Source organism: Pseudomonas sp. BF-R-26, assembly GCF_019947395.1.
Classification (GTDB): Bacteria; Pseudomonadota; Gammaproteobacteria; order Pseudomonadales; family Pseudomonadaceae; genus Aquipseudomonas; species Aquipseudomonas farris.
On the sequence record NZ_JAGYGK010000005.1, the window covers coordinates 71,742 to 88,300 of the forward strand.

Annotated in this window: 11 protein-coding genes, 4 tRNA genes and 1 pseudogene; 9 read left to right on the forward strand and 7 right to left on the reverse strand. The window is 59.3% G+C overall.

The features are described 5' to 3' along the window. Positions 1-490: 490 nt before the first annotated feature. The 4 genes from KGB18_RS08070 to KGB18_RS08085 form a co-directional block, all read right to left on the reverse strand. Positions 491-3,511, reverse strand: coding sequence for a beta-propeller fold lactonase family protein (locus KGB18_RS08070; protein ID WP_187326506.1), 3,021 nt, complete (start codon positions 3,509-3,511; stop codon positions 491-493). A gap of 189 nt (positions 3,512-3,700) precedes the next feature. Then, positions 3,701-4,543 (reverse strand): XopAW family type III secretion system calcium-binding effector, encoded by an 843-nt coding sequence (gene xopAW, locus KGB18_RS08075; RefSeq protein WP_123723036.1) that lies wholly within the window; start codon positions 4,541-4,543, stop codon positions 3,701-3,703. Between the two features lie 235 nt (positions 4,544-4,778). Next, positions 4,779-5,831 carry a sensor histidine kinase gene (locus tag KGB18_RS08080; protein ID WP_223569669.1) on the reverse strand — a complete coding sequence of 351 codons (1,053 nt, stop codon included), beginning with the start codon at positions 5,829-5,831 and terminating at the stop codon, positions 4,779-4,781. Continuing rightward, positions 5,831-6,589: a response regulator gene (locus tag KGB18_RS08085; protein WP_052964899.1), complete on the reverse strand. Its 759-nt coding sequence runs from the start codon at positions 6,587-6,589 to the stop codon at positions 5,831-5,833. The genes KGB18_RS08080 and KGB18_RS08085 overlap by 1 nt, the downstream gene beginning before the upstream one ends. A 292-nt stretch (positions 6,590-6,881) precedes the next feature. Here KGB18_RS08085 and pyrF point away from each other — a divergent pair, with 292 nt between their 5' ends. Then, complete coding sequence (gene pyrF, locus KGB18_RS08090; RefSeq protein ID WP_008011684.1) at positions 6,882-7,580, forward strand: orotidine-5'-phosphate decarboxylase; 699 nt, start codon at positions 6,882-6,884, stop codon at positions 7,578-7,580. 129 nt (positions 7,581-7,709) lie between these two features. On the opposite strand, the gene KGB18_RS08095 is transcribed toward pyrF, so the two are convergent. Next, a complete protein-coding gene (locus KGB18_RS08095) occupies positions 7,710-8,714 on the reverse strand; it encodes an NADP-dependent oxidoreductase (protein WP_223569670.1) in 1,005 nt (334 codons plus the stop codon). Positions 8,715-8,950: 236 nt separating this feature from the next. Between KGB18_RS08095 and KGB18_RS08100 the strand changes: the two genes are divergently transcribed. From KGB18_RS08100 to KGB18_RS30005, 4 genes and pseudogenes are all read left to right on the forward strand, one after another. Then, positions 8,951-9,712, forward strand: a complete 762-nt coding sequence (locus tag KGB18_RS08100; protein ID WP_123723039.1) for an SDR family oxidoreductase — start codon at positions 8,951-8,953, stop codon at positions 9,710-9,712. 325 nt (positions 9,713-10,037) lie between these two features. Beyond that, entirely contained in the window at positions 10,038-11,414 is a 1,377-nt protein-coding gene (locus KGB18_RS08105; protein ID WP_123723040.1) for a PLP-dependent aminotransferase family protein, read from the forward strand. A 1,057-nt stretch (positions 11,415-12,471) separates the two neighbouring features. Further along, positions 12,472-12,648, forward strand: a pseudogene (locus KGB18_RS30000) (HAMP domain-containing protein); the annotation flags it as partial. 204 nt (positions 12,649-12,852) lie between these two features. Beyond that, positions 12,853-13,557, forward strand: coding sequence for a methyl-accepting chemotaxis protein (locus KGB18_RS30005; RefSeq protein ID WP_410003860.1), 705 nt, complete (start codon positions 12,853-12,855; stop codon positions 13,555-13,557). Positions 13,558-13,627: 70 nt separating this feature from the next. Here the strand turns inward: KGB18_RS30005 and KGB18_RS08115 are convergent, their stop codons facing one another. After that, positions 13,628-14,386 (reverse strand): hypothetical protein, encoded by a 759-nt coding sequence (locus KGB18_RS08115; protein ID WP_187326507.1) that lies wholly within the window; start codon positions 14,384-14,386, stop codon positions 13,628-13,630. Positions 14,387-14,780: 394 nt separating this feature from the next. Between KGB18_RS08115 and KGB18_RS08120 the strand changes: the two genes are divergently transcribed. The 4 genes from KGB18_RS08120 (at position 14,781) to KGB18_RS08135 (ending at position 15,193) form a co-directional block, all read left to right on the forward strand. After that, a tRNA-Glu gene (locus KGB18_RS08120) sits at positions 14,781-14,856 on the forward strand. A gap of 2 nt (positions 14,857-14,858) precedes the next feature. Continuing rightward, positions 14,859-14,934, forward strand: a tRNA-Gly gene (locus KGB18_RS08125). Positions 14,935-15,038: 104 nt separating this feature from the next. Beyond that, positions 15,039-15,114, forward strand: a tRNA-Glu gene (locus KGB18_RS08130). Between the two features lie 3 nt (positions 15,115-15,117). Then, positions 15,118-15,193, forward strand: a tRNA-Gly gene (locus KGB18_RS08135). A 268-nt stretch (positions 15,194-15,461) separates the two neighbouring features. On the opposite strand, the gene KGB18_RS08140 is transcribed toward KGB18_RS08135, so the two are convergent. After that, the gene (locus KGB18_RS08140) at positions 15,462-16,328 is read right to left on the reverse strand and encodes an AraC family transcriptional regulator (protein WP_223569671.1); all 867 of its coding nucleotides are present in this window, start codon (positions 16,326-16,328) and stop codon (positions 15,462-15,464) included. Positions 16,329-16,559 lie beyond the last annotated feature (231 nt).

The window sequence follows — 16,559 nt, forward strand, 5'->3', positions numbered from 1 at the left end:
TGAACTCAGGGGCTGTGGAGTTCACCAGGCATAAAAAACGGCCGAAGCGATACTGACATCGCTGATGACACCGTTGGGTTTTACAACAACGAACGGCTGCACTCGAAACCGGGAATTTGCCACCGTCCGTTTACGACCACGGCAGTAGTTGAGCCACCAATTCCCGTAGGAGCGAGGCTTGCCCGCGAAGGGCGCACCGCGGTTTAACCGAATGACCGCGTTATCGTTCTTCGCGGGCAAGCCTCGCTCCTACAGGGGTTGCAATGTAGCCAACGAAATCGAGGTCGTACGCGGACAGGTGGTGTATGTAACCCAAACGAAATCGAGGTCGTACGCGGACACCGTAGGAGCTGCCGAAGGCTGCGATCTTGGCGCCCGTTGTTTCACCGCAGACCTCCAGAAAGCCAAAAGGCCCGCATCGTTGCGGGCCTTCTTTTTTGGCGGTGGAGCACTCCACAGGTGTTCGGTGCCGGTTTTCTGCAATATCGACTTATCCGACAGCAATGACCGAGACGAAGTTGCAAAGGGGATTGCAAACAAAGATGCGGGTGCCATCTGGGCTGACGGCGACTCCATTTGGCCCCTCTATAACGGGAATGGTTTGAATCACCTCCAGCTCCACGGTATCGATTACCGAAACCGTGCTCCAAACCCAATTGCAGACATAAGCGCGGGTGCCGTCTGGACTCACAGCGACCCCTTTTGGTTGAAGGTCAACCGGAATGGTCTTAATCACCTCCCGCATCGCGGTATCGATTACCAAGACCGCGTGAGACCCACTGCTGACATAGACGCGGGTGCCGTCCGGGCTGAAGGCGAGCGCGTCCGGTTGATTCCCGACGGGAATCGTCTCAATCACGCTCAGAGTTTTAACATCCATCACCGAGACGGTGCCATTAAATGGACTGGAAATATAAATGCCGGTGCCATCTGGGTTGATAACGATTTGCGTCGGCGCGTTTCCAGCGGGAACGGTCAAAATCACCGCCAGACTCACGGTATCGATCACCGAGATCGTGTCATCTAAATTATTGCAGATATAGACGCGGGTGCCATCTGGACTGACGGCTAGTCCCGCCGCGTTATTTCCAACGGGAATGGTCTTAATCACCGCTTGAGTCGCGGCATCAATCACCGAGACTGTTTTTTCCCAACTATTGGAGATATAGGTGCGGGTGCCGTCCGGGCTGACGGCGAGCGCGCGCGGCCGAAGCCCGACGGGAATCGTCCTAATCACGCTCAGATTAAGAATATCCAACACCGATACGGTGTTATCGGTGGAATTGCAGACGTAAACTCGGGTGCCATCCGGGCTAACGGCGATAACATTCGGATCAAGCCCTGTGGGAATAGTCCCAACGCCCCCTTGGGAAGTAATACTCAAATTTGCCGTGGCGCTTGCGAATCCGCTGTCGGCGGTCAACGTGTAAGTACCAGGACTGGTATGGCCTTTGACACCGTTGACACTGAGCAGGCCGTTTTCGTCAGTCATGAATCGACGTGTACCGCTGCTGCCATCGGGATACTCAAAGTTGAGCGGGATGGTCAAGTCAATCATGCCCGAGACGGGCTTATCGTCTTTGCTCAGAAGAAGCTCAATATTCTTTACCCGGCCAGCAGGGGCAATGACATAAGGCGGGTTGGTGAGCGTCGGGATGAGCTCCAGTGCCGCGCCCACGCTGAACGTCAGCGGCTGCGAATACCGCGTGGGTTCACCCGCACGCACGACGGAATACCGCGCCGACACGGTGCCGCCGTCATTGTCCTTGATCTGTTTGGCGCTGATGTCAAACGGTACCGGTCTGCCGGCGGTGAATGAGTTCAGCAGGATCGAGTCGCGGGACAGGCCGGTTTTCGAGCCTTCCCATTCCCGGATCACTTCGTCATTGTCCAGGGTGTTGAGCCAGGTGGCGGTCAGTGTGGTGCCGTTGCGGTCCGGATCGAGCACGCCGTCGACCACGCCGTCTACCGTTGGCTCCGGCAGTTCCTGGCGGGGTTCGCCAACGTTGAGCAGCGACGCGTGCTCGGATTCGCGAACCGCGTGCAACGCCGTGTAGCGATCCAGCGTCGCCAGCACGCTGTCTTCAATCCACAACTGGTAATAGAGCTCCAGCGTGCCGCCTTCCAGCGGCTTGATATGGACGGCGTCCACGGTGATGTACAGCGACAGTTTGGCGTCGATGTCGCCTTGGGAAATCGGGCGCAACGGCAGGTCGGGCAGATAGGGGCTGTGATCCGGCAAGGTGCCGAGCCAGAACAGCTTGATCACCTGACCGGCCTCGAACGACGTGTCGAACGGAATTTCGATGCGCGTGCGCGACAGATCCGGATCGAGCGTGCCCTGGCGGGCGTCTTCGGCAATCGGTGGCTTGAGGCGCTGGATTTCACCGATCACGCTGATGAATTGCCCTTTGGAGTGAAAATCGGCAGAGCCATCGGCCTTTTGGATGCGGTACGACAGCACCATCTGGGTCTTGGCCAGGCGCCGCAGCAGCGCATTGGGGATGGCTATTTCAGGGATGCTCGGCATGTTGGTCAGCGGGAAGCCAGCCATCTCCTGGTCGATAGGTGCGCCTTCCACCGGCGTGCCCCTGACCCTGACAAAGATGGTATCGCCCAGGGCGAAAAACTCGCCGTCTTGGGCCGAGACCTGGGCGGTGCCATTGGCGTCGCCCAGCTTGTCGACATCGAGGACGTTGTTCAGCGCTTCCTTAAGCAATGGCGCAAGGGGGCGTTTCTGGTCGATGGTGACTACCACCCGTTGAGCGGCGCTCCAGTCTTCGGAGCGATTGTCGACCACGTCATAGACCTCGAACACCACCGCCAGACCGTTTACGGCGGAGTCGCCGGCCTTGCGGATCGTGGCTTCATCGACGTGCACGATGATCGGCGTCGTGCCATCGACCTGCTCCTGGGTCAGCGCCAGGCTGAACACGAAAGCGCCGCCCCAGCTCAGCCGGATCACATCGCCCACGGCGATGTTGGGGTAGCGCTCGATGGTGATGTCGACGCCGTCCGCCACGTTGTCCTGATCGATGCCGCCCTCAAGTATTTCGCGCGGAATGAGCATGATCAGCTTGGAGTGACCGTCCTCATCATTGTCATCATGGCCGCCGGGGCGGGTGAGCTTGACCAACACCTTCATCACCTCGGAAGGCTCGGGGGTCTGCCCCAGGCGGGTCACGGTGTAGGAGATATCATGAGGCCCCTCGTCGAGATGCTTCGACTCAACGAACATCGTCAATGCCTTGCCGACTTCATTCTCGTCCACGATCTCTTGCAGCACCTGATTGCCGCTGCCCCGGAAAATCACCAGCCGATCAGCGACGCCCATGGTGCCCCAAGGTCCGGCGAGGCATTGCAGGCCGTGACGGGGAAAGTTGTCCTTCACCGCCGCAATGTTCAGCCCCCAGACATCGGGGTTGGTCGATACCGGAACCTTGGTGCGGCCGGGGATGTTCAGTTCGCGCAGGAGGTTGATGGCATTATCTAGTTGCTGGGCTGAAGTCATGGTGAGGCTCCCGTCGATGAGAATGGAGTGGACGGGGTTATTACGCCTGCGCGAGGGAGAGGCCGACTACTGTCAGATCTGATAGTAGCGATGAGTGGTTATGTCCGTCGGGTCCCAAACAACGAAAAAAGCCCATTGAGCCTGTGGAGGTCAATGGGCTTTTTGCCGGGCTTGGAGATCTATCGCGACTCAGGTCGCCTCGTTCAGGTATTTGCCCACGGTCGCCACGTTGTCGAGCGAGTACTGCTTGCTCAGGTTGGCGATCATTTTGTTCAGGGCTTCGGTCACGTTGAACTGATTGGTGGAGCTGTCGGTGTTTTGCTCGCGGCCGGTTTGCAGGGCGGTTTTCAGTTCATCGCTGCTGACGCCACCGCTGCTGTCGCTATCCAGGATCTTGAGCAATGCGGCGCTGGTGTCGGTGCTGGTCGACGAGGTGCTGTCGCTGGCCAGGGCGCTGCTCAGTTCGGTGGCGGTGACACTGCCGTCGCTGTCGGTATCGAGCTGGCTGAACAGCTCTTCGCTGGACATCTGCTGAGGTGGCGGTGGCGGTGGGGTCAGGCTGGCGACGAGTTCGTCCTGGCTGACGGTGCCGTCTTCGTTCTTGTCCAGGGCCGAGAAGATTTCTGCGCTGTCGGCCGTGCTGCCGGCGCTGGTGAGGCCGTTGCTCAGCTCATCGCTGCTGATGGCGCCGTCGCCGTCTGTGTCCAGAGCGCTGATCAGCGCGTCGGCCAGTTCGGTGCTCGGTGCCTGATCATGCGGCGGCGGAGGGGCCATCGCGGCCATTTCTTCGCTGCTCAGGCTGCCGCTTTCGTCGCTGTCCAGGTCGCTGAAGTTTTTGCTCAGGCTGACCAGCAGACCGTCATCGGTTTTCTGCGACAGGGCGCTCGTGAGCTCGTCCTGATCCACCGCGCCGTCGCTGTTGCTGTCGAGTTTGGCGAGCAGTTCTTTCTGGAATTGCTGGCTGCGGGCGCTGTTGGTGGAGGTGCTGCTGGTGCTGGTATAGCTCGTGTAGTTGCTGACACTACCGATCATTGTGCTCACTCCTTGGAATGGGAAAACCGGTGAGTGCACCGGCTCATGCAGCCTCAAGGGGTGAGTTGTCGTGGGTATGTGAGGTTTGTACCGATTGGTACACACAAGTAATTGGCCGGGCTCAGATCCTGTGGAAGCGGGCTTGCCCGCGATGAGGCCGGCACATTCAACATCGATGTTGGCTGTCAGACCGCTATCGCGGGCAAGCCCGCTCCCACAGGAGAGTCGTTGTGGCTTAGAGACGGGGTAGGCGGATGACCGCCGTCAGGCCTCCCCCGTAGGTTTCTTCCAGGCTCAACTGCCCGCCCAGACGCTCCGCTGCTTCCCGGGCGATGGTCATGCCCAGGCCGACGCCGCCGGAGTTGCGATTACGTGAACCTTCCAGGCGAAAGAACGGTTCGAACACCGCTTCACGTTTATCCGCCGCGATACCCGGGCCATGGTCGATGACCCGGATCACCAGCTCCTCGCGGCTGTCCTCAAGCGTGATCAGCGCGTCCCCGGCATAACGCAGGGCGTTGTCGAGCAGGTTATTGATGCACGAGCGCAAGGCCATCGGCTGAACCTGCAACGGGGCGCAATGGCCGCTGGCCTGGACGTTGGAACCCTGGTCCTGGGCGTTTTCGCTCAGGGATTCCACCAGCGCCTGCACGTCCATCCATTGCGGCGCCTCGCTGGTGCGCTGTTCGTGGAGGTAGGTGAGGGTGGAATCGAGCATGCTGATCATGTCGTCCAGGTCCTGACGCATCTGGCCTTGCAGCTTGTCGTCATCGATCTTCTCCAGTCGCAGCTTGAGTCGCGACAGGGGTGTGCGCAGGTCATGGGACACCGCGCCAAGCATCCGCGAGCGCTGCTGCATCTGTTCAAGAATGCGTTGCTGCATCAGATTGAAGGTGTGGGCCGCTTGCCGCGCTTCCCGTGGGCCGGACTCATCCAGCGGTGGACTGTCGAGATTTTCACTCAGGCGCTCGGCTGCGTCGCTCAGGCGTTGAATCGGACGGGTCAGCAGCTTGGCGCCGTACCAGGCGGCGATGATCAGCGAGACAAACTGAAAGGTCAGCGGCACCAGCGGCCCGCCAAACCAAGGCCGTGGCGGCCGGTTGCCGAAGCGCGGGTCCGGTGGTGGGCGTTGTCCGTCGAAGCGCTCGGAAAACTCCGACGGCGGAGGAGGGGGAGGCGGTGGACCGTAATGCTTGAACCAGAGGAACGCCAACAGGTGCGCCAGTACGATCGCCAGCAGCAGCACGCCAAACAGGCGGCCGAACAGCGTATCGAAGCGCGCACGCATCAGCCGATGTCTCGTGCGTCGAACAAATAACCCTCGCCGCGAACGGTCTTGATCAACTGTGGTGCTTTCGGGTCATCACCGAGTTTCTGGCGCAGGCGCGAGACGAGCAAGTCGATGCTGCGATCAAAGGCTTCGATCGAGCGACCACGGGCGGCGTCCAGCAGTTGTTCGCGGCTGAGTACCCGGCGCGGACGTTCGATGAACACCCAGAGCAAACGGAATTCGGCGTTGGACAACGGCACCACCAGGCCATCGGCGGCGATCAACTGGCGCAGCACGCTGTTGAGGCGCCAGGTGTCGAAGCGAATATTCGCACGCTGTTCGGTGCGGTCGTCGCGCACCCGACGCAGAATGGTCTGAATCCGTGCGACTAGCTCCCGCGGCTCGAATGGCTTGGCCATGTAGTCGTCGGCGCCCAGTTCCAGGCCGATGATCCGGTCGGTGGGTTCGCAGCGGGCGGTGAGCATCAGGATCGGGATGTCCGATTCGGCGCGCAACCAGCGGCACAGCGACAAACCGTCTTCGCCCGGCAGCATCAGGTCGAGCACCACCACGTCGAAATGCTCGGCTTGCAGCGCCTGACGCATGGCGGCGCCATCGGTGACGCCGCTGGCGTGGATACTGAACCGGGCCAGGTAGTCGATCATTAATTCACGGATCGGGACGTCATCGTCTACGATCAGGGCGCGAATGCTCCAGCGTTTATCGTCGGCCGGCGCTTTTTGATCGTCGTTCTGAGGTGCTGGGGAGTTGTGCATGCGTGCGTTCATCTGCCAGATAGGCTGCCAACCACAAAGATAGGCTGCGAGGTTGTGGCTTCAGCATAGGCGTCCGGCCGTGAGGCGGGAAGTGCTGTAGGACCTGTTGCGGCTGCCGAGGGTAGCGTTGAAGGGTGTTGCGGGCGTGTCGTGTGTGTACCGAACTCGACACAATTGCTGCAGTAGCTAGTCTTGTATTAACCGCGACGACGAATTACCGATCATCGGGTCCCGCAGCGGCGCTGGTTCCGCTACAATGCGCGCCGATTTCGACTTGCCTGAGAGCCCACTCATGTCCGCCTGCCAGACGCCTATTATCGTCGCCCTGGATTTCCCTACCCGTGACGCCGCACTGAAGCTGGCCGATCAATTGGACCCGAAGCTGTGCCGGGTCAAAGTCGGTAAAGAACTGTTCACCAGTTGCGCCTCGGAAATCGTCGGCACCCTGCGCGACAAAGGCTTCGAAGTGTTCCTGGACCTCAAGTTCCACGACATTCCGAACACCACCGCCATGGCCGTCAAGGCCGCCGCGGAAATGGGCGTGTGGATGGTCAACGTGCACTGCTCCGGTGGTTTGCGCATGATGGCCGCCTGCCGTGAAGTGCTTGATCAGCGCAGCGGCCCGAAACCGCTGTTGATCGGCGTGACCGTGCTGACCAGCATGGAGCGTGAGGATCTGGCGGGTATCGGCCTGGACATCGAGCCACAGGAGCAGGTGCTGCGCCTGGCCGCGCTGGCGGAAAAAGCCGGGATGGACGGTCTGGTCTGCTCGGCCCTGGAAGCCCGGGCCCTGAAAACCGCTCACCCGTCGCTGCAACTGGTGACCCCGGGGATTCGCCCGGCGGGCAGCGCCCAGGACGATCAACGCCGCATCCTGACCCCGCGTCAGGCGCTGGAGGCTGGTTCCGATTACCTGGTGATCGGCCGTCCGATCAGCCAGGCGGCGGATCCGGCGAAGGCGTTGGCGGCCGTGGTCGCAGAGCTCGCTTAAACGCCACTAAACCTGAGGGAGCGGGCTTGCCCGCGATAGCGGTGTATCAGACAACATTGATGTTGACTGACACGCCCTCATCGCGGGCAAGCCCGCTCCCACAAGGTTTTGTTGTCGTCAGGTAATACGTTAAACCTTCAAAACCAACTTCCCGAAATTCTCGCCGCTGAACAACTTCATCAGCGTCTCCGGGAATGTTTCCAGTCCTTCGACAATATCTTCCTTGCTCTTGAGCTGCCCCTTGGCCATCCAGCCGGCCATTTCCTGCCCGGCAGCGGCGAACTGTGCGGCGTAATCCATCACCACAAAGCCCTCCATCCGTGCGCGGTTGACCAGCAACGACAGGTAGTTGGCCGGGCCTTTGACCGCTTCCTTGTTGTTGTACTGGCTGATGGCGCCGCAAATCACCACCCGCGCCTTCATGTTCAGGCGGCTCAACACGGCATCGAGAATATCGCCGCCGACGTTATCGAAATACACGTCGACGCCTTTCGGGCATTCGCGCTTGAGGCCGGCCTGCACGTCTTCGCTTTTGTAGTCGATGGCACCGTCAAAACCCAGTTCGTCGATCAGGAACTTGCACTTATCCGCGCCGCCGGCAATGCCGATCACCCGGCAACCTTTGATCTTCGCAATCTGCCCGGCAATGCTGCCCACCGCACCGGCCGCGCCCGACAACACTACGGTGTCGCCGGCTTTCGGCGCACCGACATCGAGCAGGGCGAAGTAGGCGGTCATCCCGGTCATGCCCAGCGCGGATAAATAGCGCGGCAGCGGTGCCAGTGTCGGATCGACTTTATAGAAACCTCGTGGTTCGCCGAGGAAGTAATCCTGCACGCCGAGGGCGCCGTTGACGTAGTCCCCCACGGCGAAACCCGGATTGTTCGAGGCGATGACTTTGCCTACACCCAATGCACGCATGACTTCGCCAATGCCGACCGGAGGGATGTAGGACTTGCCCTCGTTCATCCAGCCACGCATGGCCGGGTCCAGGGACAGGTATTCGTTCTTGACCAGGATCTGACCCGCCGCCGGCTCGCCGACCGGTACTTCTTGATACGTGAACGTCTCACGGGTGGCTGCCCCTACGGGGCGTTTGGCGAGCAGGAACTGGCGATTGGTCTGGGTAGTCATGACAGGCACTCAAGATGAATGAAGTCTTGTTGATAGACCTTCATTGGCGATGCTGCAAGGTTGGCTGACGCTGCGAATGCACATCGATCCAGTGCAGTGATAGTCACGGCGCCGGTTCTATCACTGCAACTCATGGGTGCCCAACCGGCCTTCTGATAGTGCTGCCGTGCCATACGCCCCTATGACTAGACTGGGCACACGCGATCCCCCGCATTCTTCCCTCCGAGGACATAACAATGAGCATGACGTTTTCCGGCCAGGTCGCCGTTGTGACAGGCGCGGCCAATGGTATTGGCCGCGCGACCGCTTTGGCGTTCGCCGCTGAAGGTTTGAAGGTGGTGGTCGCCGATCTGGACGCGGCCGGTGGTGAAGGCACTGTGGCGCTGATTCGCACCGCGGGCGGTGAAGCGACTTTCGTGCGCTGCAACGTCACTCTGGAAAGCGATGTAAAAAATCTGATGGACGAGGTCGTGAATACCTACGGCCGTCTTGACTATGCCTTCAACAACGCCGGTATCGAAATTGAGAAAGGCAAACTGGCCGACGGCACGATCGATGAGTTCGACGCGATCATGGGCGTCAACGTCAAAGGCGTCTGGCTGTGCATGAAGTATCAGTTGCCGTTGCTGCTGGCCCAGGGTGGCGGCGCGATCGTCAACACCGCTTCGGTGGCCGGCCTGGGCGCTGCGCCGAAAATGAGCATCTACGCCGCCTCGAAACACGCGGTGATCGGCCTGACCAAATCGGCGGCCATCGAATACGCCAAGAAAAAGATTCGCGTGAATGCGGTGTGCCCGGCGGTGATCGACACCGACATGTTCCGTCGAGCCTATGAAGCGGACCCGAAAAAGGGCGAGTTCGCCAACGCCATGCACCCGGTCGGGCGTATTGGCAAAGTCGAAGAAATTGCCAGCGCGGTGCTGTACCTGTGCAGCGACGGCGCGGCATTCACCACCGGTCATTCGCTGGCGGTGGATGGTGGGGTTACGGCGTTTTAATGTTCCAGTTCGCGATGAAATCTTTGTAGCAGCTGCCGAGCCCGCGAGGCTGCGTTCGGCTGCGAAGCAGTCGTGACTCCGGTCGACGCGGTCTGCCTGACGCACCGCAAGTACTGATTTTACGACTGCTTCGCAGCCGAACGCAGTCTTCGGCAGCTGCTACAGATCGCATTACGGCTTATCGATCGGCACCGGCTCCCTGAATACGCCGGTCATTGTGTTTCAAATGGTTAGAACCGAGGGTTTTGGCGGCGTTGTCGCACATCCCCCGGAGCGCTCCTGTGATTAACTGTTTTCCGCAAAACTGACAGGAGTTTGCTTGCTCATGGAGTTGAGAATCGATCGACAGGCATTGGTGCCTGTCGTGCAGCAAATCGTCGACGCACTGGCCGACTGGCTCCGTTGCGACGAGGTATCGCCGGGAACGCGTTTGCCTTCCGTGCGGCAAATCGCGCGAATCAATCTGCTCAGTCAGTCCAGTGTCGTCGAGGCCTGTGAACGGCTTGTGGCTCAAGGTGTACTGGCGACGCGCAACGGCGCGGGTTTCTTTGTCGCGGCTACGGCGCTGACCGCTCAGGGGCAACGGGATTTTCCCTGGTCCGAAGGGGTTGAGCAGCAGAGCGGCCTCGTCGACGAACTGAAACTGGGTTGCGGCGGATTACCCGAAAGCTGGCGCGAGACTGACGACCTGAGCTACGCCATACGCCAGGTCAGCCGCACCGACATGGCCGGGTTGTTCAACTACAGCACGCCACTGGGCTTGCCTGCTTTGCGCCAGCAGATCCTCAAACGGTTGAAGCAACTCAGTATCGAGGTGGATGAAAGCCGAATCCTGACCACGGCGGGGGCCAGTCATGGGCTCGATCTGATTGTGCGTACTCTATTCAAACCGGGCGATTGCGTGGTGGTGGAGAGTCCCGGTTATTCGATGCTGTTCGAGCTGCTCAGGCTGCACGGGGTCAGCATGATTGAGGTGCCACGAACCCCTCGCGGGCCCGATACCGAAGCACTCGAGGCATTGTTGTTGAAGTACAAACCCCGTGGCTTGTTCATCAACAGCTTTTATCACAACCCCACCGGCAGCAGTTTGACCCCGGGGGTGGCTCAGAAGGTCCTGCAACTGGCCAAAAACCATGGCGTGCTGGTGATCGAAGACGACGTCTATGCGGATTTTCACAGCGGTCCCGGCACACGCCTTGCGGCGCTGGGCATCGATGACAACGTGATCTACGTCAGCAGCTACTCCAAAACCCTCAGCAGTTCGTTGCGGGTCGGCTTTGTAGTGGCCAGTGCCGATGTGATTTCGCGACTGGCGCAGGTCAAGATGATCAGCAGCATGGGGGCTTCGCGGTTTAGCGAGTCGGTGCTGGCTTGCCTGTTGGCCAGTGGTGCCTATCGCAAATTGGTGCAGCGTCAGCGCCAGCGTTTAAGCACTGGCAGGGAAGCGGCCTTGCAGGTGCTCGAAGACGCGGAGTGGGAGGTTTTCGGCAAACCGGCGGGCGGCCTGTTCATCTGGGCACGGTCGCGCAAGTCTGACTACGCTCAGGTGCGAACTCAGGCACGGCGCTTCGGTGTCCTGCTGTCTTGCCCAACGGCGTTCAGTCCGACCGGCAAGGCTCATGACTGGCAGCGCATCAACGTTGCTTATGCCTGTGATCCTCGCGCACGGGCATTTTTTCAGGCCACCGCCAGGGTCTGTTGACGTTTGGTGACGAACCGCGTTGCGATGCCAAGCGTCAACAGACCCTGAGGATCGACCTCAAGCGTTCTGAAAGCGACGCGGGCGTAGCTTTTTGCCATTATTCCGACGCCGGAGACTTGTGTTGGCACAAGCCCGTTGCGAATCTGCATCAACAGACAATGGCAGGGGACTAAGCGCAATGATTTCGGCCGTGCAAGGACGTTTTGCCAACCTCGGTATGGCGAAAAAACTGGGTGTCGGGTTTGTACTGGTACTGCTGTTGACAGCCTTGGTGGCGGCCATCGGCGTATGGTCCCTGCAAACCATCAGTCAGCGCTTCGACGGGCTCAAGCAGATGTCGTCGCTCAACAGCGGTTTGCTCAAGGTGCGTTTGCTTGAGCAGGAATACGCCTTGCACGGTAATCCGAAAACCGCGGACGCCTTGCGCGCCGGGGTGGACGCTCTGATCGTCCTGGCCACCCAGCTCAAGGCCCAGTCAGCGGCCAACGTGCCGGTGATGAATGACGTCGAGCAATCTCTGGGTGCCTATCGCAAGGCGTTTGACGAGTTCGTCTCGCTGAGTCAGGCCAAGGACCTGGCGCTGGAAATGGCCAGTTGGTCAGTGTCCAGCGTGGCCAATAACCTGGACGTGCTGCAGGCCGGGCTCGCCGATGATGGTGCCTATACCTTGAAGGAATCCGAGGGCAAGGACGGCGCGCAATTCATCGAGCAGGCCAATCAGGTCAGCCAGGTTTCGCGGCTGATGTTGCAGGCCATGAACGAAGCGCGCGTACGCCTGGACCAGAGCCGCAAGGGCGACGACAGCGGCGGGCAAGGCAAGATTGAGCAAGCCGATCAGGCATTGACCCAGGCCGAGCAACTGAAAACCACGATCAAGGATGAGGGTTACCAGACCGTCCTCAATGAAGTGTCCGGTCACATCGCCGGTTTCAGTGAAAAACTTGCCGAATACACCGGCTTATTGGCGCAGGAAAAGACCGTCTACGAGCAACTTCACCAGCGCGCCGCTCAAGTGGTGGAGCGGGTGGATCAGGCCTACGTTGCCGAAGATCAGTCGATGCAGGCAGAGCTGAAAAAGAACTCGCTGTTGATCATCGGCTCCTCGGCACTGGCCTTGCTGGTGGGGCTGATTGCTTCGTGGGTAATTACCCGGTTGATCGTTACCCCACTGCGCAGTGTTATCCGTGTTGCTCAACAGATCGCCGCGGGCGATTTGAGTGCAACAATTGAAGTGACCCGCCGTGATGAGATCGGCCAGTTGATGCAAGCCATGCAGCAAATGGGCGCAGGGCTCAGCAATATCGTCAGTGGTTTGCAGGCCGGTATCGAACAGCTGGCAAGCTCTGCTCAATCGCTGTCGGCGGTGACCGAGCAGACCAACCTTGAAGTCAGCAGCCAGAAGGAAGAAACCGAGCAGGTCGCCACCGCGATGAATCAGATGACCGCCACGGTGCACGACGTCGCACGTAACGCGGAAGAGGCCGCCCAAGCGGCGCAGACTGCCGACGGCAAGGTCGAGAGCGGTCAGCAGGTGGTGCGTCAGAGCATGGCGCGAATCGAACAATTGGCGGACTCGGCCACCTCGGCCAGCTCCAGCATCGAAAGCCTCAGTGCGGAAATCCAGAACATTGGCACGGTGCTCAGCGTGATCAAAAGCGTTGCCGAGCAGACCAACCTGTTGGCGCTCAATGCGGCCATCGAGGCGGCGCGGGCCGGTGAGCAGGGCAGGGGCTTTGCGGTGGTGGCCGATGAAGTTCGGGCATTGGCCAAACGAACCCAGCAATCGACCGAGGAAATCGAACGGCTGGTCAGTGCCTTGCGCTCGGCGGCGCACTCGTCGGTGCAGCAGATTCAGAACAGTGGCGAGTTGGTGAAGCTGGCGGTGAGCGATGCGTTGCAGACCGAGAGCGCCTTGGGGAGCATTGCGGCAGCGGTGTCGTTGATTCAGCAGATGAACCAGCAGATTGCGGCGGCTGCCGAAGAGCAGAGCTCGGTGGCCGAGGAGATCAATCGCAGTGTCACCAGTATCCGCGCCAGTGCGGATCAGTCGTCGTTGGCGATGCGCGGCAATGCGGCGTCGAGTATTGAGTTGGCGCAGCTGGGGGTTGAGCTGAAGGGCATGGTGGGGCACTTCAGGCTGTAGGGGCTGCCCTCCATCAATCCCAACGCAAAAAAAAGCCACCTGACCCGGTGGCTTTTCAGCATTTGCATGATCAGTCGTAGATCGCTTTTTTCTTCCAGTCGGCATCAGCCTCGACGTCTTTGAGGCCTTCGGTCAATTGGTTCACCTCGCCTTCAACCGGAGCAATCTTGTCCATGACCTGGGCGTTGGCGCGGGCCAGGAGCTTTTCCAGATATTCCAGCTGTTCTGCGTAAACCTGCGGTTCCTGTTGTTTGCGCAGGTATTGCACGCCACGTTCGAAGGCGAGTCGAGCCTGACCGGGCTGGTTCTGTTGCAGAGAATGCTGGCCCAGGTTGTTGAAGAATTCGATGTGCAACAGGACCAGGATGTGACGGACCTCGCGGATCCAGCGTTTGGCTTCGTTGGTCGGCAGGAAACCGTCCTGTGCCGCGCGGGTGATCTGGCCATGCAGGGCTTCGAGCAGGAAACGCACGTCTTTGGCTTTGGCTTCGGTCTGGATCGGTGCCGGCGGGTTGTTGACCGGGATCGATTCGCCCTGGGCGACGAGGCCACTCAGCTCGGTAATCCGTGCTTTCAACGTGGCGTTGGTTTTTTCCAGGTTCAGCAGGCGCTGGCAGACGTTCAGTTCCAGACGGGTCAACAGCAGCTTGAGCGCCGGCGTCATCAATTGACCGGGGAAGGTCTCGGTGATTTCGCCGCAGCGACGCAGGCGGTCGTTGAGTTCAACCTTGGTGCGGGCCCTTTCCAGCTTGTTGTTTTCCACCACATGGTTCATGTAGCCAATGGCGATCAATAGTGCGATCCCGGCTACAACTAGCAGGGTGATCATGAGTGGTGTCACCGGTAAGACCTCTTTATGGGGTTCGCGTGCGAGTCGAGTGTAGTGGCTTGGCATTTGGGCGCCTAGCGCCGCTCGACGGGTTGAATCGGTTATGGCTCTGCTTATATCGGCCGTATTGCTGCATATATAAGTAAATAGCGTGCGAGGTGCACATTGCCATCATCTCGGCGCGGACTATAGCGTCTTGATGGATGCCAGAATATAGGCGCCCAGGGTCAGGCGACGGAAAAGCCTGAATCGCTGCTGAAAGCAGGGCGAAGTCATTGATTTAAATAAATTTATATCTGGGGGTTGACGACCCCTCAATCCATCCATAGAATGCGCGCCACTTACAGCGTAAAGCACACAGCGAAACGCGGTAGGGAGTGAATGTTGTACGTGTGTCCCCTTCGTCTAGTGGCCTAGGACACCGCCCTTTCACGGCGGTAACAGGGGTTCGAGTCCCCTAGGGGACGCCAATGCGGGAATAGCTCAGTTGGTAGAGCACGACCTTGCCAAGGTCGGGGTCGCGAGTTCGAGTCTCGTTTCCCGCTCCAGTTTTAAACGGCTTTGCTTTCGGGCAGGGCTGAGTGAAACCAGAACCAAATCTTCGGATGCGGATCTGGGCACCGAAACACACACCATGTGTTCCGGGCAGCGTGTCCCCTTCGTCTAGTGGCCTAGGACACCGCCCTTTCACGGCGGTAACAGGGGTTCGAGTCCCCTAGGGGACGCCATTTGCGGGAATAGCTCAGTTGGTAGAGCACGACCTTGCCAAGGTCGGGGTCGCGAGTTCGAGTCTCGTTTCCCGCTCCAAATTCAAAAAAACGCCGCTCATTGAGCGGCGTTTTTTTATGCGCGTTATTTGTCATTTGCATTAATTGGAATAAAAACCTTTGGGGCATCCGTAGCAGCTGCCGAGCTCGCGAGGCTGCGAAGCAGTCGTGAATCGGTCTGACACGGTCTGTCTGACGCGCCGCGAGTGCTGATTTTACGACTGCTGCGCAGCCGAACGCAGCCTCGCAGGCTCGGCAGCTGCTACAAAGGAGTGTCGGCTAAAATTGGTTGCGCATGAAAAACTGCCTCAACTTCCGAGGCTCTGCACCAGGCTTTCGAGCGCTTCAGCGGTTGTATCCTCCAGCGCCGGTTGTGCTGCTACCGCTCTGAGTTGGCAGGTCAAACGGTATTCGCTGGGCGTGCAGTTGACGAACTGCTTGAAGGCGCGAGCGAAGTAGGACGGGTCCTTGAAGCCAGCCTCATAGCCGATGCTGGTAATAGGCATCTGGCTGTTGTCGAGCAGTTGCTTGGCGAAGCTCATGCGCTTGTCCAGGATGTAATCGGTGAAGCCAACGCCATTGGCTTCCTTGAACAGGCGGCTGAAGCGAAAGGTCGTCATACCGCAGCGCTTCGCCAAATCCCTCTGATCGATGCTGTCCCGAAAGTGCTGATCGATGTACAGCATGATGTTGCTCAGCGCCTGGTGTTTTTGGTGCCCCGAGGTCAGGCGGATGCTGTCCGGCAGGGTCGGAGAGTGATCAATCAGCGATGTCTGGCCTTGGCCGTTGATGTTTCGGCGCAACTCGCACAGCTGCACCACTGCCGTCAGGTAGCGCTTTTTCTCAGTACCTGAGAGCGGGAGCACCATGTATTCCCAGACACTGGAGCGCATGGCCCAGACGGCCAGTTCTTCCGAGTGCTGGACGGTGAACATGGTGATCGGGATGGTGGGAGTGGTGCGTTTGATCTCCAGCAACAGCCTCAAGCCTGGTGTGTCGGGGCGGTCGAAATGGATGCAGATCATGTCTGCCTGTTCCCCGTGGGGCAACACGGAGTTTTTCGCCAATTTGCAGTCGCAGGTACCCTCGAACTGCGCGATGAGTTCCTTCGTGGAACGATCGTGGGTCAGATCGAACCACAGTAGCGATGGCCTTCTGGTCAAATTGGACGTCATGTCTCTACTCTGGGGTTCTTAGCGCCGCTCTTCGCTGAGTAGTATTGCTAACGTTCGATCACTTTGCAGACTAAATGCTTATAAGGAACTCATGCTTTAGTTCTATGCGCTCTATATTTCGTTTGAAAATCGACCCTGCCCGATTGTTTGTTAGCGTGGAATCAATGCCCCAAGCCTCAACCGCTCGTCGCTTGTGAATCAACGACAATCGCACTCGCAAGTCATTTCCTT

Bases quoted from the DNA above. Each gene is read 5' to 3' on its own strand.
- KGB18_RS08070 (WP_187326506.1), bottom strand. From the start codon at position 3,511: ATGACTTCAGCCCAGCAACTAGATAATGCCATCAACCTCCTGCGCGAA.
- xopAW (WP_123723036.1), bottom strand. From the start codon at position 4,543: ATGATCGGTAGTGTCAGCAACTACACGAGCTATACCAGCACCAGCAGC.
- KGB18_RS08080 (WP_223569669.1), bottom strand. From the start codon at position 5,831: ATGCGTGCGCGCTTCGATACGCTGTTCGGCCGCCTGTTTGGCGTGCTG.
- KGB18_RS08085 (WP_052964899.1), bottom strand. From the start codon at position 6,589: ATGCACAACTCCCCAGCACCTCAGAACGACGATCAAAAAGCGCCGGCC.
- pyrF (WP_008011684.1), top strand. From the start codon at position 6,882: ATGTCCGCCTGCCAGACGCCTATTATCGTCGCCCTGGATTTCCCTACC.
- KGB18_RS08095 (WP_223569670.1), bottom strand. From the start codon at position 8,714: ATGACTACCCAGACCAATCGCCAGTTCCTGCTCGCCAAACGCCCCGTA.
- KGB18_RS08100 (WP_123723039.1), top strand. From the start codon at position 8,951: ATGAGCATGACGTTTTCCGGCCAGGTCGCCGTTGTGACAGGCGCGGCC.
- KGB18_RS08105 (WP_123723040.1), top strand. From the start codon at position 10,038: ATGGAGTTGAGAATCGATCGACAGGCATTGGTGCCTGTCGTGCAGCAA.
- KGB18_RS30005 (WP_410003860.1), top strand. From the start codon at position 12,853: ATGACCGCCACGGTGCACGACGTCGCACGTAACGCGGAAGAGGCCGCC.
- KGB18_RS08115 (WP_187326507.1), bottom strand. From the start codon at position 14,386: ATGATCACCCTGCTAGTTGTAGCCGGGATCGCACTATTGATCGCCATT.
- KGB18_RS08140 (WP_223569671.1), bottom strand. From the start codon at position 16,328: ATGACGTCCAATTTGACCAGAAGGCCATCGCTACTGTGGTTCGATCTG.